An 18,943-nucleotide genomic window follows, 5' to 3' on the forward strand; every position below is an offset into this window, starting at 1 on the left:
GAATGACCCAGCGTTACATTTGCGAACCGGCACGCGCAAGCATTGCCTCGGCACCCTAACAGGGGAGGCACCCTGGGCTTTGCCCCGAAAGCGACAGCTGAGCCGCGGTCCGCGCCATCCAGGCGCAATGAAAAATGCCCGGTTTCCAGCAGTTTGCCTGCAGGCTTCCAGTTTTGGGAAGGAATTATGCTGCCACCCCTTGACCTTCCCCTGACTGGAACCCTCATATCCACTGTCAATGGTATAGAACCGGCGGATTTCCGATGTCAGACACGACCCAAATATCCTTGCATATCACAGGCCTGAGCTGTGCGGGCTGCGCTGGCCGGGCGGAGCGCGCGCTGGCGGCAGTGGAGGGGGTTCAGTCGGCCTCCGTAAACCTCGCCAATGCCACCGGCCAAGTGGAGGCCGCCCAGGATGTGGCGCTGACGGATTTGACCGGCGCCCTGACCGATGCCGGCTATCCGGCCGCGGAATCGCAGGCTGTAGTGGTGATCAGCGGCATGAACTGTGCTTCCTGCGTGGGTCGCGTGGAAAAGGCGCTGCTGGCGGTGCCGGGGGTGCTGTCGGCCAGCGTCAACCTGGCAAACGAGACCGCGCAGATCCGCTATCTGACCGGTGCCGCCCGCGCTGCGGATCTGGCCCGCAAGGTGACGGAGGCCGGCTATCCGGCCCGTCTCAGCGGTGCGGTGGAGGATGAGGCGGAACAGGCCAGCCAGCGCAAGGCGGATGAAATTTCCGCACTGGGCCGCCAGGTGCTGATCGCCGCGCTGCTGACCCTGCCGGTGTTCCTGATCGAGATGGGCGGCCATATGGTTCCGGCGCTGCATCACTGGGTGGCGGCAAATATCGGCATGCAAAACAGCTACTTGCTGCAGTTTGCCCTGACCACCGCGGTGCTGGCGGGGCCGGGACGGCAGTTTTGCGCCAAGGGTTTCCCGGCGCTTTTCCGGGGCGCACCCGACATGAACGCGCTGGTGGCTTTGGGCACTGCCGCGGCATACGGGTTCTCGGTTATTTCCACCTTCGCACCCCGGCTGCTGCCCGCAGGCACCGCCAATGTCTATTACGAGGCCGCAGCGGTCATTGTCGTTCTGATCCTGACAGGCCGCTTCCTGGAAGCCCGCGCCAAGGGCCGCACCGGTGCCGCAATCCGCAAGCTGGCGGGATTGCAGCCGAAGACCGCTATGGTGGTCTCTGGCGGCGAAGCAATCGAGACCCCGGTGGAGGAGATTGGCACTGGCGATCTAATCCGGGTCCGCCCGGGCGAACGTATCGCGGTGGATGGCGAGATCACCTCCGGCGGTTCCTACATCGACGAGAGTATGATTTCAGGCGAACCGGTGCCGGTTGCCAAGTCCCCCGGCGATGAGGTGACGGCTGGCACCATCAACGGCAACTCCGCGCTGGAATTCCGCGCGACACGGGTGGGGCGCGACACTGTGCTGGCGCAGATCATCCGCATGGTGGAGCAGGCGCAGGGCGCCAAGCTGCCGGTGCAGGGACTGGTCGACCGGATCACTCTGTGGTTCGTGCCTGCCGTCATTGCGGTGGCGGCGCTGACCGTGCTGGTCTGGTCCGTGTTCGGCCCGGCGCCGTCGCTGCCTCTGGCATTGGTGGCCGGCGTCTCCGTGCTGATCATAGCCTGCCCCTGCGCCATGGGGCTGGCAACGCCGACCTCTATCATGGTGGGCATTGGCCGTGCTGCCCAGATGGGGGTGCTGTTTCGCAAGGGCGACGCGCTGCAGCGGCTGCAGGAAGTCAAGGTGGTGGCGCTCGACAAGACAGGCACATTGACCGAGGGCCGTCCGGCGCTGACCGAATTGATCTGCGCCGAGGGTTTCATCCGCGAAGAGGTGCTGCGCCTGACTGGCGCCGCCGAGGCGCAGTCCGAACACCCGATTGCCCGGGCCATCACGGCGGCCGCAGGCAAGGGGCTGCCCAAGGCGTCAGGCTTCGAGGCGATCCCGGGCTACGGCCTGCGGGCAGAGGTCGAAGGACGCGTGGTGCTGGCCGGTGCTGCCCGTCTGATGGCACGCGAAGGCATTGCGCTTGGCGCGCTGGAGGCGGAAGGCGCGCGGCTGGCCAAACGCGGCGAAACCCCGCTCTATGTTGCCGTCAACGGCCAAGCCGGGGCCGTGATTGCGGTGGCGGACCCGATCAAGCCGGGCACCCCGGCAGCGATCAAGGCGTTCCACGAGCAGGGGCTGAAGGTGGCCATGATCACCGGCGATGCGGCCGCGACGGCGCAGGCGATTGCCAGGCGGCTGGGTGTTGACGCGGTTAAGGCCGAATGCCTGCCTGCGGACAAAGTAAAGGCGCTGCAGGAACTGCAGGCGGAACACGGCACCTTGGCGTTCGTCGGCGATGGCATCAATGACGCCCCGGCGCTGGCGGCGGCAGATGCGGGCATCGCCATCGGCACCGGCACCGACGTGGCGATCGAGGCCGCCGATGTGGTGCTGGTCTCCGGCGATCTGCGCGGCGTGGTCAACGCGCTGACCGTCAGCCGCGCCACCATGCGCAACATCCGCCAGAACCTGGGCTGGGCCTTCGGCTATAACGTGCTGCTGATCCCGGTGGCGGCGGGCCTGCTCTACCCCTTCGGCGGGCCGCTGCTGTCGCCTGCGCTGGCGGCAGGCGCCATGGCGCTGTCGAGTGTTTTTGTGCTGTCGAACGCGCTGCGCTTGCGCCGCCTGAAACCGGCCATAGATGAGGATCAGGCCGCACCGGCACCCAAGGCGGACACCAAACAGGAGGCGCGCGCATGAATATCGGGGATGTTTCCAGCCGCTCAGGGCTTCCGGCCAAGACGATCCGCTATTACGAGGACATCGGCCTGATCAAGCCGCACCGCAGCGCCAACGGCTACCGCTGCTTTGCCGAGACCGACCTGCACAAGCTGGCCTTTCTAGGCCGCGCCCGGGCGCTGGGCTTCACCATCGAGGACTGCCGCACCCTGATGGCTCTGTATGAGGACGAAAGCCGCGCCAGCGCCGATGTGAAACAGCTTGCGCAGGAACATCTGGCCAAGATCGAGGAAAAGATCGCCGACTTGCAGGCAATGCACGACACGCTGGGCGAGTTGGTCAAAGGCTGCGCCGGCGACAGCCGTCCGGATTGCCCGATATTGAAGGATCTGTCCGGCGAAGGGTGAGTTTCGGAGGGCAGGGGCTCCCGCGCCCGCAGCAGCCCTGCCGGGCCGCCCTGGCGGCCTTGGGCATGGCTGCGGGCCGCTGGCCCGAAGCGGGTGCACTCATGCGGGGCGCAGCTCCAGGATCTTGCGGGCTTGCTGCCAGGTGGCGATGGGGCGTTCGTATTTGTCGCAAAGCTCCGCCGCCCGTTTCACCAACGCCGCGTTGGAAGGCGCGAGCGTGTCACGGTCCAGCCGCATGTTGTCCTCCAGCCCGGTGCGGGTGTGGCCGCCCGCGGCGATCGACCATTCGTTGACCAGGATCTGCCCCGGCCCGACACCGGCACCGCACCACTGGGCCTCCGGCGCCAGCCGCTGCATAGTCTTGACGTAGTAGTCGAACACGTCCTTGTCGACCGGCATCGCGTTCTTCACCCCCATCACGAACTGCACATAAAGCGTGCCGGGAATGCGTCCCTCGCGGTTCATCTTCACCGCCTGGTGGATATGCGACAGGTCAAAGGCCTCGATCTCCGGCTTCACGCCGTAGGTGCGCATCTCCGATGCCAGCCAGTCCACCAGATCGGGGGAGTTCTCATAGACCCTGGTGGGGAAATTGTTGGACCCCACTGACAGCGACGCCATGTCGGGCCTGAGCGGCAGCATGCCGCCGCGTTCGCGGCCCGCGCCGGAGCGGCCGCCGGTCGACAGCTGGATGATCATGCCGGGGCAGTGTTTCTGCAGACCTTCCATCAGCCGCGCGAACCTTTCCGGGTCCGAGGTCGGAGTCTGGTCGTCGTTCCGCACATGGCAATGAGCGATTGAGGCCCCAGCCTCAAACGCCTCATGCGTGCTTTCGATCTGTTCCGCGATGGTGACAGGCACCGCCGGGTTGTTTTCCTTGGTCGGGACAGAGCCGGTGATGGCAACGCAGATGATGCAGGGTTTGCTCATGGATTTCCCCTTCAGGTGTCGAAAAACACAGTTTCATCTTCGCCCTGCAGGCGGATGTCGAACCGGTAGACGGCCAGACCGTCCCGCAGCTCACGCTTTGCGATCAGGGTGGCGCGGCGGCGCTCCCACTCTATCACATTCAGCACCGGGTCGGCAGTGTTGGCCGCGGCCTCATCCTCAAAGTAGATCCGCGTGTTCAGCCCGACGTTGATGCCGCGCGCCACGATCCACAGGTTGATATGGGGCGCCATCATCTGCCCGTTGCGGCCCGTCACCGGCCCGGGCTTCACCGTGTCAAATCCCCATTCGCCGGTTTCGAAATCGGTGATCACCCGGCCCCAGCCGCGAAAACCGTCCTCCACCTCGCCTGTGTGCTCCGGATGGGCATAGATGCCGTCCGCGTTGGCCTGCCAGGCCTCCAGCAGCACGTCCTTGACCGGTGAGCCTGTGCCATCGGTCACCACGCCCTCTACCCGGATGCGCTCGCCCTTGGCGTTGGGGCCAGCAATATCCCAGCCAAGTTCTTGGCCGTAGATTTCAAACCCTGCCGCGCCGGGAGCCAGGCCGATATGAACATATGGTCCTGCGGTTTGCGAAGGGGTTTCCTTCAGGTACTCCAGCTTCTGGCGCATCAGTTCCCCTCCAGCCGGTTCTCAAACAGGGTGGACCGCCGCCCGCGCAGAACGATGTCGAACCTGTAGGCGATGGTGTCCAGCGGAATGGTGGCATTCATGTCGAGCCGGGCCACCAGCATCTCCACCGCTTCCGGGTCCGGGATGGTGCTCACGATTGGGCAGCGGGCAATCAGCGGGTCACCCTCGAAATAGAGTTGGGTGATCAGCCGCTGGGCAAAGCCGCTGCCAAAGACCGAGACATGGATATGCGCCGGCCGCCAGTCGTTCACCCAATTGCGCCAAGGGTAGGCTCCGGGCTTCACGGAGCGGAAGTGGTAGCAGCCGTTCTCATCCGTCAGCGTCCGGCCGCAGCCGCCGAAATTCGGGTCCAACGCGCCAAGGTAGGTATCCTTCTTGTGCCGGTATCGGCCGGAGGCATTGGCCTGCCAGATTTCCACCAGCGTATTCGGCACCGGGCGCGCGTTTTCATCCAGCACCCGGCCGTGCACGATGATGCGTTCGCCGATCGGGCTCTGGCCGGGCTGGGCAAAATTCGACAGCAGGTCATTGTCGGCGGCATTGATGTCGTTATGGCCGAACACCGGCCCGGTGATCTCGCTGGCGGTGTTTTCCAGGCTGATCAGGGGGAACTTCGGCGAGCGGGTGACCGAGGTCTTGTAATCCTGCGACAGGGCAGGGGGGTGCCAGTGGCGGTCCCTCTGGTAGAACTCCCCGGGCTGCGGCGGCTTGGTCATGCGGTGTCCTCTCCCTCGCTCTCCATTTCGGCATAGGTCTGTTTGGCCAGTTTCAGCGCGCGGTTGGCCCGCGGCACCCCGGCATAGATCGCCACATGTTGGAAGGCCTCCAGCACATCCTCCCGGCTGGCGCCGGTGCGGGTGGTGGCGCGAATGTGCATCGGGATTTCGTCAAAGTTGCCAGTCGCCGCCAGCAGCGCCAGCGTTAGCATTGAGTGTTCCCGCAGGCTGATCCTGTCCGAGGCCCAGACTGTGCCCCAGGCGCCTTCGGTAATCAGCTCCTGAAACGGCTGGTCCAGCGCGGTCTTGGCGGCCTCCGCGCGGTCCACATGGGCGTCGCCCAGAACCCTGCGCCGCACCTGCATACCGCGGTCGTAACGGTCTTGCATCATTCCAGTCTCCCTTTGCTCAGGAGTATCGCATACCGCAAGTGATCTGTATAATCTTCAAAAAGGCATAAACAAATAACCTGTGTGATATGCGTCTATCGTCATCCTTGAAGCTGCGCCATCTGGAGGTCTTCGTCGAAGTCGCCCGCAAGATGAGCGTCACCCAGGCGGCGGAGGCGCTGGGGATGTCCCAGCCCGCTGTCACCCGGGCTCTGCGAGAGCTGGAAGCGGTCTGCGGCAAGCCTCTGGTGGAGAAACATGGCCGCGGCATCCGGCTCAGCAGCTATGGCGAGCTGTTCCGTGATCATGCAGGCCGCAGCCTGGCGCTGGCCCGCGACGGTGTGGCGCTGCTGCGCGGCCTGGATGAAGCCGATGGGCCGCTGGTTGCCATCGGCGCCCTGCCCACGGCGGCGGCAGATCTGGTTCCGGACACGCTGGCAGAGCTGCGCAGCAGCGGCGCACCGGGCCGGTTCGTGGTGGTGTCCGGGGACAACCGCTATCTGATCGACCAGCTGCGCCGGGGCAGGCTGGATGTGGTGGTTGGGCGGATGCCGGCGCCGGAGACCATGGCTGGGATCGGTTTCGATCCGCTTTACCGCGAGCGTGTGGCCGCAGTTGTGGCCCGGGACCACCCGCTGGCCAGTGCCGGCCGCCTGCTGCCTTCTGCCTTTGAGGACTATCCGGTGCTGATGCCGTCAGAAGGGGCGGTGATCCGGCCGCTGGTGGAACGGATGTTTCTGGAGCAAGGGCTGGCGATGCCCCGGTTCCCGGTTGAAACCGTTTCGTCCAGTTTCGGGCGGCGCTTTGTGCTGGCACATCAGGCCATCTGGATCATCAGCCAGGGCGTGGTGCGGCCGGACCTTGACGCGGGCACGATGACGGCTTTGCCGTTTGACACCAGCACCACCCTTGGGCCGGTCGGCCTGTGTGCCCGTCTGGAGCACCAGCTGTCACCCGCTGCGGCGCGGTTCTGCAATGCCTTGCGCAGCACTTGTAAGGAACGGGGACTGGGGTAGCCTGCAATTGCCAATGTGAGCGGTTGCTTTTTATAGCATTAAATGCACCTTTTGCGAGCATTTACCCATCTCTTGAGTCTGGGGCAGCGGTGCAGGGCTGTTTCTGCGCGTCATTTATGTCGCAACTTTCCTTACTTTATACCACTGAATTTAAATACATTATACAGCTCGCCTTCTCTCTTCTGGCAGGCTGCTGAAGGTGAATTTTCCGGATAATGCAATCAGTAATTGCAAAACAACCTAAAGGTGTGCACCATAACGGTACTTTAATATTGAATGTATCACGCGTGGAGTGGGGTGGCAGATGACTGTTCTTCTGAAAATTCGCCGGTTCGGAGCTTTTGGTGTTTTCCATGCGGACGGGGCGGGCGTGCAGCTTGGCGCCAAGCATCAGGCTTTGATGGCTTTGCTGTCCACTGCTGAGGGCGGTATCCGCACCAGGGCCTTTCTGGAGAAGACATTGTGGTGCCTGGCGCAGCCGGAGCAGGCCAAGGCCAGTTTGCGCACGGCCCTGTCGACGCTGCGGCGGCACCTTGGCCCGGAGGCGGCCAGGCTGCTCTATGCCAACCGGGAGCGGGTCATTCTGGACCTGACCCGGGTGGAGCTGGACAGCCGCGCGGGCGGGGCAGACTTCATGGAAGGCTTCGAGCTGCCGCATGAAGCTGTGTTCAATACCTGGCTGGATGAGGCCCGGACAGAGCTTTCCCGCAGGCCCGCGGCTCCGGCTGCCCAAGGGGGCACGTCGCCGGGCCGGGTGATCCTGGATGGGCTGCTGCCTTCCATTGCAGTACTGCCCTTTGTGCACCGGTCCCCGGGGGAAGCAACCGCACCGCTCGGCTCGCTGATCTCAGAAGAACTGTCGCGCTACCTGTCGCGCAGCTGGGCATTCTCGGTCACCTCCTATTTGGCCTCCCGCCAGTTCGACCCGGCAACCGTGCGCCCGGCGGAGGTTTCCTCGGTGGCTGGCGCAGACTATCTGGTGTCGGGCGCAGTCACTTGCAGCAGGGGCCGTTTCCATGCCGAAATCGACCTGCATGATGCGGTGCGGGAAAAGGTGATCTGGTCACGCAGGTTCGAAGGCTCGCTGGACAATCTGATGGAGGGCCGCAGCTCTGTACTGCGCAACGCCACCTTGCAGATCGGCCAGACCGCCGCGGGCGAGGCGGTGCGGCTGGCCGATTTCAAGCCGCTGGCGGGGTTGGAAAGCCACACCCTGCTGATGGCCGCCATATCCTTGATGCAGGAAATGGATGTGCAGAAATTCCAGCAGGCCTACGGTATCCTGTCGCATTTGCTGGAGCGTGAGCCTGGCCACGCGCTGCCGCTGACCTGGATGGGATTCTGGCATGTGATGCGGGTCGAACGCGGGCTGTCCCGCAACCGCGAGGAAGACAGCCGGCTGGCTTGCCAGATGGCTGATGCCGCGACTGAGGCCGCGCCGGGGTTTTCCTTGGCCCATACTCTCAAGGGGTTGATTTCCAGCCACCTGACCTTCCGCTTCGATCAGGCCCTGGACGCCTATGATCTCGCGCTGCGCGATAACCCGAACGAGGCGCTGGCGCTGCTGCTCAAGGGCGCAACGCTGGCCTATCAGGATATGGCGGACGAAGCCGTGCAGATGACCGATGCCGCCCGGCGCCTGACGCCGCTGGGGCCGCAATGCTACTATTTCGATGCGTTGTCGGCACTGGCAAACCTGTCGGCGCGCAATTACGGCCGCGCCATCGAACTGGCGGACCGCTCGCTTGAGGCCAAGCAGGCCTTCCCGGTGCCGTTGCGGTCCAAGGCGATTGCGCTGCAGATGTCGGGCCAGGACGCGGAGGCGCGCAGCACCGTCCAAAAGCTGCTGGAGGCAGCGCCGGAATTCTGCCTGTCGCAATTCCAGCGCGATAACCCGGCTGCCATGAGCCCGGCTGGCCAGGAATGGGCCAGCGCCCTGCGGCAGGCCGGCGTTCCGGATTAACCGTTCCAGAGCTGCCCTGGCCGGAGGCGGCGGCTGCGCGAATGTTGGCGGCCTGCGCAAGCGGGTCGTTAAAATACGCGGTAATATCCGCCGCATTCTCACCCTTTCTTTACGTCTTGCGGCCCTTCTTTAGGGAAATGCAGGCCCCTGCACTTCAGCGGGGCCAGCGCCGCTAGAAGTGCCCGGGGTGCGGGCTGAAGACTTGGGTGATAGAATGAGTTCGAAGAAAGACCTCCCGGCGAAACGCAGGTTCCGGCTGTTTTCCAGCATCGGTGCTAAGATCACGCTGATCCTGATGGCAATGGGCGCGACGGCGGCAGTCGGCGGTGTTCTTGTCACCCTTGTGTTTGCCCAGACCGGCCGCCAGATGGAGGTCCTGACCGGCGAGAAAGTACCGCAACTGGAACTCAGCAGCCGCATGGTTAATGCTGCAAGCCAGGCCAAGAATGCGATGATTGGCGTGCTGCAGGCCGCCTCGGTGGAGGAGCTGGCAGCAGCAGAGGAGGCCGCCGCTGCCGCGGTTTCCACCCTTGAGGGCAGTGTTGCGGAGCTTCCTGCAGAAGAGCAGGCTCAATTCGCCCCTGAAGCGGCAGCGTCCTCGGAGCGGCTCAGCAACCTGCTTGCTGCGCGCCAGGCAGCGTTCCGTAATCAGGCCTGGATCGACACCCAGACTGCTGACCTTCAGACCCTCAGCCAGGGGGTGCAGGAAAAACTGGTTCAAGTGGCGGCTGAGGCGCGCGACAGCCTAATGGATGGCGGCGAGGAGACCATTATCCAGGTCGACGAGGTCCTGAACAATCTGGTGGACCAGCAGTTCGGCAGCTTGCAGACCCTGCTGGAAGCGCGTGCTGACATCAGCATTCTGTCCGGTGCTGCGCTGGCGCTGGGCCATGTCCGCGATGTGCCAACCAAGCGCGCGCTCAAGAAGATGGCGACTGATGCCCTGAAACGGCTGGAACCTGTACTGGGTCGACTTGAAGAGCTGGGCCTCGATGCGTTCCGCGCCAAAAAGGTGACGGAGGGGGTTGAACTGTTCCGCTACACTCTGACAGCCAGCCGCAAGGAATTGAAGGAAAGCCGCAAGCAGGTGCTGAGCGCCCGGAATGCCAGTGTCCGGCCGCTGACCCAGGCGATGGAGCGGATGGTGTTTACCCTGTCGGTGGCTGCCACCCAGGCCAGCGCTGACAACCGCACTGCCATTCAGGGGCTGCTGGACAATCAGGTTGATGTGCTTTTGCGCCTGCTGGAGATCAACGGCTGGACCAGCGCTTTCCAGGTTGCCGCGCTGGATATGGCGGCCGCGCATAGTATCGAAGCCGCCAATGCTGCCGCTGTCCCGCTGCAGGAGGCAGCTGCGGCGCTGCAAGGCTATACCGGATTCGGCGGCGGCGTTTTTGCAACGGAGCTGGAAGGAATGGTTGCGCTGGCCGACCCGTCCCAGGGGCTGCCGGCATTCAAAGTCGCCTCGCTGGAGGCCGCGGCGGAAGCGGACGCAGCTTCGGAGGCCACGGTCGAGGCGGTTCTGCAATTTGCCCGCCGTGCAACCGCGCTGGGCAATGAAAGCCAGCTTGAGATCGCCGCAATTGCAAATGGTCTTGCAGCCGATGTAACGGGGGCGCAGCACCAATTGCAGGTCCTGGCTGCAGTCTCCGCCGGAGTGTTCGTGGCCGCTTTGATCCTGACCCGGATCCTGATCCTGCGCCCATTGGCGGACATCAGCGGCACGACAGAGCGCCTGGCGGCAGGCAACCTGCGCCCGGTGAAAGGGTACGAGCGGTCCAGTGATGAAATCCGCCGCATTGCCATGGCTCTTGCGGTGTTCCGTGACGGTCTGGTGGAAAAGGCTGAGGTCGAAGCCGCGTCCAATGAGGAGCGCAATGCCCGTCTGGCGGAACAGACCGTTGCCGTAACCGCAATCGGCAACGGGCTGGAGCGGCTGTCGCAAGGCGACCTGACCTTCCGCATCCGCGAAGAAATGGGCGAGGGCTACGCCAAGCTGCGGGACGATTTTAACGCGGCACTGGAAAAGCTCGAAGCTTCGGTGCGCAGCCTCAGCGCCAACGGTCAGTCCATTGCCGGTGTCAGTACCGAAATTTCTGCCGCCTCCCACGACTTGTCGGAACGGTCTGAGCGCACCGCGCAAACCCTGGCGGGCACTGCTGCCGCGGTGAATCAGCTGTCGGTGTCGATCGCCGGCACCGCTCAGGCTTCGGGTGAGGCCTCCGCTTCTGTCGAAGCGGCCCGCCGCAACGCGACCGGCAGCATTGATGTGGTGAAGCGCACCTATGGCGCCATGGAGGCGATCAAGGAAAGCTCCGAAAAGATCTCCCGCATCATCGGCATGATCGAAGCGATTGCCCAGCAGACCAACCTGCTGGCGTTGAATGCCGGCGTTGAGGCCGCCCGCGCTGGCTCCGTCGGCAAGGGGTTTGCCGTTGTCGCCTCCGAGGTCCGCACCCTGGCACACCGGTCCAAGGAGGCTGCGACCGAAATCGCCACCCTTGTCGATGAGGCCAGCCAGAATGTCGAACTGGGCGCTGACCTGGTCGAGCAGACCCGCGCCGCCATCGGTGAAATCTCGGAATCCGTCGCCAGTGCTGCCGACCTTATGAAAACAATCTCCCAGGCCTCCTCGGAACAGTCCGGAAGCCTGCAGGAGATCAACTCGGCGATGGCCAATCTCGACGATGCCACCACCCGTAATGCAGGGCTGTTTGAAGAAGTCACATCCTCCAGCCAAGGGCTCTCGAAAGAGGCCCAGGCCATGGCTGGCGCCCTTGGCGCCTTCCGCACCAATACGGCTGCGGCGGAACCGGCCTGGGATGAGGCTGCGCTGTCAGAGGGAGACGGCTGGCGGCTGCAAGCCTGATGGGAATGTGGCCCGGCAGCCTCGCGGGGCGGCCAGCACAAGGGGGCAAAGGGGCTTTTGCCACGCGTCCGGAGCTGCGGATTGCAGCGCGGCGCAGATGCAATGGCTGGTCTTCGCAGGTTATCAAAAGAGAGGATTTGGTGGAGCCTAGCGGGATCGAACCGCTGACCTCCTGCATGCCATGCAGGCGCTCTCCCAGCTGAGCTAAGGCCCCAAACCTGTCCGCTTTCAGTGTCCGTTCCGTCTCCGGTGCGGTCCGTCTTGCGGTGTGAGCGTCGTTTACGGGACGGCGGCGCGGGCTGCAAGCGGAAAAATGCGCCGGGTCCGAAAATTTTTGCCGCCGGTCAAAGCGGACGGTCCGGGGACAGCAGGCCGCGCCCCCGAACCGCTTGAAACGCCTTAGGAATCGTCGTCCGGCGACGACATGTCGGCGATGTCGTCCAGCGAGACGTTGTCATCATCATCGTCATCATCCAGGACATCATCTCCCAGATCGACATCGACGTCTTCGTCATCATCCAGGACCACGTCATCCGCGTCCATGTTCTCTTTGGCCTTCAGGGTGGCCGCATCTTCGGCATCTGCTTCGATCATCCGGGTCTTGCCGGTATCCAGCTCGACGACCTCGCCCGTGTAGGGGCTGACGATCGGGTCCTTGTTCAGGTCATAAAAGCGCTTGCCAGTGGTGGGGCAGACGCGCTTTACACCCCATTCTTCCTTGGGCATGTGGATCCCCTTGATTTACTGGTGAGTCGTATCGACGATTCCGGTGCCTTGCCATATGAGGGGGGCACTGTCAAAGCCAAAGCCTGGAAAGGGCACGTGCATGGCCGACTATCATCTCTCCGGGAACCCGCCAGTGCAGCTGACTCTGCGCCGTTCTGCTCGGGCGCGGCGGATCAGCCTGCGGATTTCCTCGCTGGACGGGCGGGTGACGCTGACCCTGCCTAAGGGGCTGCCGGAGCGCACCGCGCTGGCCTTTGCGGAGGAAAAAGCCGACTGGATCCGTGCCAACCTGGAAAAGCACCCTGACGCGGTGGATGCGGTCTTTGGCGCGGTGCTGCCCATCGACGGACAGGACCGGGTGATCAAGCCCGCACCAGGCCGCCGCATCCAGCTGGATGCCGGCCGCATCGCAGTACCGGGATCCAATCCGGGCCGTCCCTTGCAGCGGTACCTCAAGGAACTAGCGCGCAACCGGCTGGCCGAGGCTTCCGATTTCTACGCTGGCCGGCTGGGCATGGGCTACAGCCGTCTGACCCTGCGCGACACCCGCTCGCGTTGGGGGTCCTGCACTGCGGACGGCGGGCTGATGTATTCCTGGCGGCTGATCCTGGCACCGCCCGCGGTGCTGCGCTATGTCGCCGCCCATGAGGTGGCGCATCTGGCGGAAATGAACCACTCGCAGGCCTTCTGGGACACGGTGGAGCGCATCCACGGCCGCTGGCAGGAACCGCGCGCCTGGCTGCGCGAAAACGGCGCCAGCCTGCACCGCTTCCGTTTCGGCGAATAGAATCAGGGCTTTGAGCCGGCGGGTGCGCGGGCTAAGCTGACACCAGTTGCAGTTGCCAGTTCCCGGTCAAAAGGCCCGTGTCCCGTGTCAGACAAGCCGCAAAGACGCCTTGCCGCCATCTTCATGCTGGATGTCTCCGGCTTCAGCCGGATGATGGCCCAGGACGAGGCTGGCACCCTGAACCAGGTGCTGGCACAGCAGCAGACATTGATTGCGCCCGCCATCCGCAGCCATGGCGGCCGCATCGTCAAGCTGATGGGCGACGGGGTGCTGGCGCTGTTTCCCAGCGTGATCTCGGCTGTGGAGGCCGCAGCGCAGATCCAGTCGGATGCGGCGCGCACCCGGCATCTGCAGCTGCGCATCGGCATCAATCTGGGCGAGGTGCTAATCGCCCAGGGCGACGTTTTCGGCGACGAGGTGAACATCGCTGCCCGGCTCGAAAGCCTGGCGCAGCCCGGCGGGGTGGCGCTGTCGGCCGCCGCCTATGACCAAGTCCGCAACCGCATTCCCTATGATTTCGAGGATTTCGGTCTGCATGAGGTTAAGAATATTCCCGATCCGGTGCAGGTCTTTGTCCTTGGAGAAGAACTGACCTCGCTGCCGTCCTTGCGCCGCAGCACCCAGCCGCCCAGGCCGCCCGCGCCTGCGCAGCGCGCCGGCATGCGCCCCGCGGTGCTGCTGCTGGCAGGCTGCCTGGGGGCGGCCACAGCTGTGGCCGGGATCTGGGGCTGGCAGCAAGCGGGCCGCCAGGGCAGCGCCGCACCCGTGCCCGGTCAGCCCGCTGCCGCGGCATTTGAGGGCCGCCCGGTGATTGCGGTGCTGCCTTTCACAGCCGAGACGTTGCAGCCGGAAACCGCGCGGATGCTGTCGCAGGACGTGGCCCGCAGCCTGGCTGCCGCCAGCGATGTCCGCATTATTGCGCCGTCCAGCAGCCGTGCCGCTGCAGGTCTGCTGCCGGGCGAGGCTGCGGCGCTCTTGGGGGCGGATTTCGTGGTCACGGGCCATTTGCCCGGCACCCTCCATGACGGGGTGCGATTGGAGATCCTGCAGGCAGCGGCTGGCAGCGGCGGCGAGGCCGGGGCAAAACCGCTCAGCATTCTGCCGCCGCAGCGGCTGGCAGCGGCGGCGCCACTGGCCCCGCAGCTTGCGGCAAACATTGTCCGTTACTTCGGAAAACCCTTGCCGGAGCCTGTCCGCCCGGAAGTGCCTGACGACGCGGTGGTGCAGCTGCTGGCCGCCCGCAGCCTGAGGGAGCAAGGCAGCCGCAGCGGGGCGGAGCTGGCCCTGCGCCGGGCGCTGCAGATGGCTCCGGACTGGCCGGAGGCACAGGCGCTGGCGGCGCTTTGGCACCTCGATATGCTGACCGGCCCGCTGGCCGCACTGCCGCAGCGCGCGGCAGAGGCGGCGCAGATCGCGGCCAGATTGCCGCCACAGGCTGGCGTCCTGCAACTGCGGGCGCTGGCGGCGCAGTTTGCCGGTGAACCCGACGCAGCCTTGCGGCTGGCCGAACAATTGGCTGAGGCCTACCCCAACGACGCTCAAGGTCAGCTGCTGCGTGCCTGGCTGCTTCATCTGGCCGGCCAAGGGAGCGGCGCTCAAAAAGTTTTCGGCCTTGTCCGCCAACTGGATCCGCTGCCGCAGCCAATGGCCCTGACACTGCAGTCCTCGATGCACCTTGCGGCCGGGCAGGACGCGGAAGCCGCAGCGGCGGCGGCCGAGGCCTTAGCGCTGGAGCCTGCGGCGCAGCAGGCGCGGGTGCTGCTCTGCGCCAGCCTGGCTGCACTGGGCAGTTTTGACGAGGCCGCCGCCGCCTGCGCCGGGCTCAAAGGCGCGCCGCTGACGCTGGATCAGGCGGCAGCAGCCTTTCCCTATTCTGCCGCGGCCCCGCGGCGGGCGCTGCGCACCGGTCTCAGCCTGGCCGGACTTGCGGGCCGCCCCTGACGCGCGCAATTGCGCGGTTGACCGCAGCGGGATTTGTGATCACATGAATGGCATGAACCAGACTGTCCGCCCCGCCCAGGAAGCCGCCTCAGCGCCCGCTCATGACCGTGTTTACCGCGCCCTGCGCACTCGCATCATGCATGGCGAGATCACCCCCGGCGCCGCGCTGACCCTGCGCGGAATCGGCGGTGAATTCGGCGTTTCGATGACACCCGCCCGCGAAGCGGTGCGACGCCTGGCTGCCGAGGGTGCACTGTTTCTGTCTTCCTCAGGCAGGGTGACGACGCCGGAGCTGACAAACGAACGGATCGAGGAACTGGCTGCCCTGCGCGCATTGCTGGAGGTGGAACTGGCCAGCCGCGCCCTGCCGCGCGCGCACATGGCGCTGATCGACCGGCTGCAGACGATCAATTCCAACGTCGCTGAGATGGTCTCGAAACGCGATGCGGTCGGTTACATCCGCACCAATCTGGAGTTTCACCGCACACTCTACCTGCGCGCCCAGGCGCCCGCGATGCTTGCGATGGCGGAAACCGTCTGGCTGCAGCTGGGGCCCACGATGCGTGCTCTCTATGGCCGGTTGCGCCGCACCGATCCGCCGCAGAACCACCGTCTGATCATCGCCGCACTCAAGGCGGGGGATGAGCCTGGCCTGCGGCTGGCGGTGCGCTCCGACGTCACCCAGGGCCTGCGGCTGCTGGCAAGCTAAGCCGGTCTGTGAAACCGGTTCCCAGGCTGCGGGTGAACTGGTACACTCCAAGCCTATGAAAAGCCCTTCAAATCGCCGCCTGGCAGCGATCCTGGCTGCTGATGTAGCGGGCTATTCCCGGCTGACCGCCGCGGATGAGGAAGGCACGGTTGCCGCCCTTCGCGCCATCCGCAGCGAGGTGGTCGAGCCGCTGACAGAGCAGCACGGCGGCCGCATCGCCAATACCGCGGGCGACAGTTTCCTGATCGAGTTCCGCAGCGCCGTTGATGCCCTGCGCGCGGCTCTCAGCATCCAGGACAGGCTGCAGGCCCGCAATGCCGGGGTGGCAGCGGACCGGGCCATCCTGCTGCGCATCGGCCTCAACGTGGGCGACGTCATCTCCAACGGCGGGGACATCCTGGGCGACGGCGTCAATGTGGCGGCCCGGCTGGAAGCCCTGGCAGAGCCGGGTGGCATCACCGCCTCGCAGGCTGTGGTCAGCTATGCCCGCAAAAGCATCGCTGCGGACTACATCCCGATGGGCCCGCAAAAGGTCAAGAATATACCGGAGCCGGTGGAGGCTTACCGGGTCCAAAAGGCCGGGCAGGCGCCGCGGCCGGCATCCGGGCCCAAGGCCTCTCGCTCCCGGCTGGCCGCAGGGGCCGGCCTTCTCGCCGCCGCTGCAGCAGTGGCGGTATTGTGGATTGCACCCTGGCAGCCCAACCCGGACCAGGCGGTGGCGGCGCGGATGGCCTTCCCGCTGCCGGACCTGCCCTCCATTGCGGTGCTGCCGCTTGCCGACACTACCGGTGACAGCGGCAACGCGATGCTGGCGGATGGTTTTTCTGAGGACCTGATCACCGACCTGTCGCGGATCTCAGGTCTGTTCGTGATCGCCGGCAACAGCTCCTTTGCTTACAAGGGGCAGCAGATCAGCCCGGTGCAATTCGCCGAGGAAATGGGGGTGCGCTATGTGGTCGACGGCAGCCTGCGCGGAACTGGCGCGGCGTTCCGGGTCAACATCCGCCTGACGGATACCACCAGCGGCCAGCTGGTCTGGGCCGAACGGTTCGATGGCCCGCTGGAGGATATCTTCTCGGTCCAGAATCGTATTGCCCTAGCCATCGCCCAGGCGATCGGCCTGCCCCTGGACGCCGAAGAGCGCAGCGGCATCGAACAGCAGGACACCGCCACTATCGCCGCGCGCGAAGCCTTCCAGCAGGGCTGGGAACTGTACGCGCGGTTCAACGAGCAGGACAATCTGGCCGCAATCCCGCATTTCGAACAGGCGGTGGTGCTGGATCCGGGCTATGGCCGCGCCTGGGCTGTCCTGGCAATGGCGCATCTGCGCCCGCATATCCTGCACCACTGGCGGGGCTACACCCCGGCCACCGGCCAGACGCACATCGGCCAGTTCTACAAACACCTGCGCGAAGCTGTCCGGCACGACACGCCGCTCCGGCACGTGATCCGGGCGATGGTGCTCTTGAACCTGCCGGACTGGGAGGGGGTCTATGGCGGCAGCCGCGGCACCATCGAGGCCCGGCAGGAAGCGGCCAAAGCGATTGCCCTCCAGCCCAGCGATCCTGAGGCTCATCTGACAATGGGCTGGGCGCTGATTGCCGCGGGCGAGCCGGAACAGGGGCTGGCCTTTGTCCGCGCCGCCATGCGGCTTGATCCCAAGCATCCCAGCCACTACGCGCTGTTCGAGGCGGCAGCCCTTTTTGCAATGGATGATCTGCTGCAGGCCGCCGACGTGCTGCAGGCGGAGTTGGACCGCAACCCGCATGCCAGCGAGCTGATGCCGGTTGCGGCCTCTGTGCTGGCGTTGCAGGGGGAAATTCGGGCTGCGCGTGAAATGGTGGAGCGCTGGCACAGCGGCGGCAGCACCGCCTCGCTGCCGGCCGCGGTGCAGGATTATTTCTTCATCCTGCGCTGGACCGGCGCCAGCCAGCACTTGAACCGGCGGCTGTCAGACGGGCTGCGGCTGGCGGCGCTGCCGCCGGGCACAACAGTCGCCAGCCTGAGGGCGGAACTGTCGCTGTCCGATGCCAGCACCCAGCGCCAGGCGGCGCGGGCGCTGGGCTTGTTCGGCGCTGCGGCAGCCCCGGCGGTGCCGGAGCTGACCGCGCTTCTGGACAGCCCCTCCGCCTTTGTGCGCAAGGAGGCCGCCAATGCCCTCGGCAGTATTGGCGCAGCGGCTGAGCCGGCCTTGGCGGCTCTGGACTCCCTCGCTGGCACGGGTCTGGCCGGTAAACGTGCGGCCCTGGCTGCGGAACGAATCCGCAGCAGCCTTGCTGAGAAGGACCTCTGACAGGGGCGGCTGTTGTGAACCCGGCCGGGCGTCAGGCGGCCGGGCTGTAGTAGGGTGAATTCATCGCCCGGCTGGCGGTCTCCGTCAGCGCCGCGTCAAACACCCGTGTATAGAAGGCACAGCCCAGCTCTGCGGCCGTTTCCGGGAACATTTTCACCGCAAAATCCAGCGCCTGATCCAGCGTGGCGAAGGCATCGAACCCGCCTAGCGTCTGTGTCTGCAGCCCGCTCAGCCAGACCTTGTTCTGCAGCCCCGGCAGCATCTTCAGCGCCTTGTTGCGGGCCTGCCAGGGCGCGTCTTCAAACGGGACCGACAGTTGCAGCTCGGTATAGACAAAGGCGCCGGGGGCTGCTGCCGGGCCGCCGTAATGCACCGCGCCCATGTCGCGGCTGGCGGCTTCGGTCACCTCTGCATCAAACACCCGAGTGTTATGCGCGACGCCAAAGACGCGCGGCTCTGACGGGAAATAACCGGTCACGAATTCGCGTGCGTTTTCAATGCTGTCAAAACCATAGAAACCGCCCAGCGAGTTGTTGCCGTGGCCCGACAGCCAGGTCTTGTTCAGGAACCCCGGCTGCTGCCGGATCTGCTCGTTGATCTGCTGCCAGGGCGCCTGGCCGAACGGCACGGAGATGGCAACTTCGGTATAGACAAAGGCTTTGGGGGTCATGGCGGTTTCCTGTGTTTTGGCAAGTGAGGGCAGCAGCAGCGCGCCCGCTGAGGCGGCCAGCAGCTGGCGGCGGGACAGCCGCGATCGTTCGCGGGATTCCGCGTTCGTTGGTGTCTTATTCATG

At 65.2% G+C, this 18,943-nt stretch carries 15 protein-coding genes and 1 tRNA gene; 9 read left to right on the plus strand and 7 right to left on the minus strand.

The window, feature by feature from the left end; all coding sequences use genetic code 11:
* The first annotated feature begins 263 nt into the window (after window positions 1-263).
* Together RA25_RS03840 and cueR are read left to right on the plus strand one after the other, a co-directional pair.
* Window positions 264-2,771 (plus strand): heavy metal translocating P-type ATPase, encoded by a 2,508-nt coding sequence (locus RA25_RS03840; RefSeq protein ID WP_039170431.1) that lies wholly within the window; start codon window positions 264-266, stop codon window positions 2,769-2,771.
* Window positions 2,768-3,157 carry a Cu(I)-responsive transcriptional regulator gene (cueR, locus tag RA25_RS03845; RefSeq protein WP_039170434.1) on the plus strand — a complete coding sequence of 130 codons (390 nt, stop codon included), beginning with the start codon at window positions 2,768-2,770 and terminating at the stop codon, window positions 3,155-3,157. Before RA25_RS03840 ends, cueR begins: the two co-directional genes overlap by 4 nt.
* Before the next feature lie 99 nt (window positions 3,158-3,256).
* Here the strand turns inward: cueR and RA25_RS03850 are convergent, their stop codons facing one another.
* The 4 genes from RA25_RS03850 to pcaC are packed head-to-tail and all read right to left on the minus strand — an operon-like array spanning window position 3,257 to window position 5,848.
* Window positions 3,257-4,087 carry a 3-keto-5-aminohexanoate cleavage protein gene (locus tag RA25_RS03850; protein ID WP_039170436.1) on the minus strand — a complete coding sequence of 277 codons (831 nt, stop codon included), beginning with the start codon at window positions 4,085-4,087 and terminating at the stop codon, window positions 3,257-3,259.
* Between the two features lie 11 nt (window positions 4,088-4,098).
* Window positions 4,099-4,719, minus strand: coding sequence for a protocatechuate 3,4-dioxygenase subunit alpha (pcaG, locus tag RA25_RS03855; RefSeq protein WP_039170438.1), 621 nt, complete (start codon window positions 4,717-4,719; stop codon window positions 4,099-4,101).
* On the minus strand, window positions 4,719-5,456 hold the full coding sequence (gene pcaH / locus RA25_RS03860; protein WP_039170441.1) for a protocatechuate 3,4-dioxygenase subunit beta: 738 nt from the start codon (window positions 5,454-5,456) through the stop codon (window positions 4,719-4,721). The genes pcaG and pcaH overlap by 1 nt, the downstream gene beginning before the upstream one ends.
* The gene (gene pcaC, locus RA25_RS03865; RefSeq protein WP_241477358.1) at window positions 5,453-5,848 is read right to left on the minus strand and encodes a 4-carboxymuconolactone decarboxylase; all 396 of its coding nucleotides are present in this window, start codon (window positions 5,846-5,848) and stop codon (window positions 5,453-5,455) included. The genes pcaH and pcaC overlap by 4 nt, the downstream gene beginning before the upstream one ends.
* An 86-nt stretch (window positions 5,849-5,934) precedes the next feature.
* Here pcaC and pcaQ point away from each other — a divergent pair, with 86 nt between their 5' ends.
* From pcaQ to RA25_RS03880, 3 genes are all read left to right on the plus strand, one after another.
* The gene (gene pcaQ, locus RA25_RS03870; RefSeq protein WP_039151536.1) at window positions 5,935-6,861 is read left to right on the plus strand and encodes a pca operon transcription factor PcaQ; all 927 of its coding nucleotides are present in this window, start codon (window positions 5,935-5,937) and stop codon (window positions 6,859-6,861) included.
* Window positions 6,862-7,165: 304 nt separating this feature from the next.
* A complete protein-coding gene (locus RA25_RS03875) occupies window positions 7,166-8,824 on the plus strand; it encodes a transcriptional regulator (protein ID WP_039170442.1) in 1,659 nt (552 codons plus the stop codon).
* Window positions 8,825-9,038: 214 nt separating this feature from the next.
* Window positions 9,039-11,693, plus strand: coding sequence for a methyl-accepting chemotaxis protein (locus RA25_RS03880; RefSeq protein WP_039170443.1), 2,655 nt, complete (start codon window positions 9,039-9,041; stop codon window positions 11,691-11,693).
* A 138-nt stretch (window positions 11,694-11,831) separates the two neighbouring features.
* On the opposite strand, the gene RA25_RS03885 is transcribed toward RA25_RS03880, so the two are convergent.
* Together RA25_RS03885 and RA25_RS03890 are read right to left on the minus strand one after the other, a co-directional pair.
* Window positions 11,832-11,907, minus strand: a tRNA-Ala gene (locus RA25_RS03885).
* A gap of 185 nt (window positions 11,908-12,092) precedes the next feature.
* Window positions 12,093-12,419: a TIGR02300 family protein gene (locus RA25_RS03890; protein ID WP_039151541.1), complete on the minus strand. Its 327-nt coding sequence runs from the start codon at window positions 12,417-12,419 to the stop codon at window positions 12,093-12,095.
* A gap of 100 nt (window positions 12,420-12,519) precedes the next feature.
* On the opposite strand from RA25_RS03890, the gene RA25_RS03895 reads away from it, so the two are divergent.
* From RA25_RS03895 to RA25_RS03910, 4 genes are all read left to right on the plus strand, one after another.
* Window positions 12,520-13,206 (plus strand): M48 family metallopeptidase, encoded by a 687-nt coding sequence (locus RA25_RS03895; RefSeq protein ID WP_039170446.1) that lies wholly within the window; start codon window positions 12,520-12,522, stop codon window positions 13,204-13,206.
* A gap of 84 nt (window positions 13,207-13,290) precedes the next feature.
* Window positions 13,291-15,147, plus strand: coding sequence for an adenylate/guanylate cyclase domain-containing protein (locus tag RA25_RS03900; protein WP_039170447.1), 1,857 nt, complete (start codon window positions 13,291-13,293; stop codon window positions 15,145-15,147).
* A 52-nt stretch (window positions 15,148-15,199) separates the two neighbouring features.
* Window positions 15,200-15,856: a GntR family transcriptional regulator gene (locus RA25_RS03905; RefSeq protein WP_019294953.1), complete on the plus strand. Its 657-nt coding sequence runs from the start codon at window positions 15,200-15,202 to the stop codon at window positions 15,854-15,856.
* Between the two features lie 55 nt (window positions 15,857-15,911).
* Window positions 15,912-18,149 (plus strand): adenylate/guanylate cyclase domain-containing protein, encoded by a 2,238-nt coding sequence (locus tag RA25_RS03910; protein ID WP_039170449.1) that lies wholly within the window; start codon window positions 15,912-15,914, stop codon window positions 18,147-18,149.
* Between the two features lie 31 nt (window positions 18,150-18,180).
* Here the strand turns inward: RA25_RS03910 and RA25_RS03915 are convergent, their stop codons facing one another.
* The gene (locus tag RA25_RS03915; protein ID WP_039170450.1) at window positions 18,181-18,942 is read right to left on the minus strand and encodes a YdhR family protein; all 762 of its coding nucleotides are present in this window, start codon (window positions 18,940-18,942) and stop codon (window positions 18,181-18,183) included.
* Between the last annotated feature and the right edge of the window lies 1 nt (window position 18,943).

Origin of the sequence: Leisingera sp. ANG-S5 (assembly GCF_000813925.1) — a bacterium.
GTDB lineage: Bacteria > Pseudomonadota > Alphaproteobacteria > Rhodobacterales > Rhodobacteraceae > Leisingera.

What these genes read in the sequence shown, in the direction of transcription:
- RA25_RS03840 (WP_039170431.1), top strand. Translation starts at nt 264, where the DNA reads ATGTCAGACACGACCCAAATATCCTTGCATATCACAGGCCTGAGCTGT.
- cueR (WP_039170434.1), top strand. Translation starts at nt 2,768, where the DNA reads ATGAATATCGGGGATGTTTCCAGCCGCTCAGGGCTTCCGGCCAAGACG.
- RA25_RS03850 (WP_039170436.1), bottom strand. Translation starts at nt 4,087, where the DNA reads ATGAGCAAACCCTGCATCATCTGCGTTGCCATCACCGGCTCTGTCCCG.
- pcaG (WP_039170438.1), bottom strand. Translation starts at nt 4,719, where the DNA reads ATGCGCCAGAAGCTGGAGTACCTGAAGGAAACCCCTTCGCAAACCGCA.
- pcaH (WP_039170441.1), bottom strand. Translation starts at nt 5,456, where the DNA reads ATGACCAAGCCGCCGCAGCCCGGGGAGTTCTACCAGAGGGACCGCCAC.
- pcaC (WP_241477358.1), bottom strand. Translation starts at nt 5,848, where the DNA reads ATGATGCAAGACCGTTACGACCGCGGTATGCAGGTGCGGCGCAGGGTT.
- pcaQ (WP_039151536.1), top strand. Translation starts at nt 5,935, where the DNA reads ATGCGTCTATCGTCATCCTTGAAGCTGCGCCATCTGGAGGTCTTCGTC.
- RA25_RS03875 (WP_039170442.1), top strand. Translation starts at nt 7,166, where the DNA reads ATGACTGTTCTTCTGAAAATTCGCCGGTTCGGAGCTTTTGGTGTTTTC.
- RA25_RS03880 (WP_039170443.1), top strand. Translation starts at nt 9,039, where the DNA reads ATGAGTTCGAAGAAAGACCTCCCGGCGAAACGCAGGTTCCGGCTGTTT.
- RA25_RS03890 (WP_039151541.1), bottom strand. Translation starts at nt 12,419, where the DNA reads ATGCCCAAGGAAGAATGGGGTGTAAAGCGCGTCTGCCCCACCACTGGC.
- RA25_RS03895 (WP_039170446.1), top strand. Translation starts at nt 12,520, where the DNA reads ATGGCCGACTATCATCTCTCCGGGAACCCGCCAGTGCAGCTGACTCTG.
- RA25_RS03905 (WP_019294953.1), top strand. Translation starts at nt 15,200, where the DNA reads ATGAACCAGACTGTCCGCCCCGCCCAGGAAGCCGCCTCAGCGCCCGCT.
- RA25_RS03910 (WP_039170449.1), top strand. Translation starts at nt 15,912, where the DNA reads ATGAAAAGCCCTTCAAATCGCCGCCTGGCAGCGATCCTGGCTGCTGAT.
- RA25_RS03915 (WP_039170450.1), bottom strand. Translation starts at nt 18,942, where the DNA reads ATGAATAAGACACCAACGAACGCGGAATCCCGCGAACGATCGCGGCTG.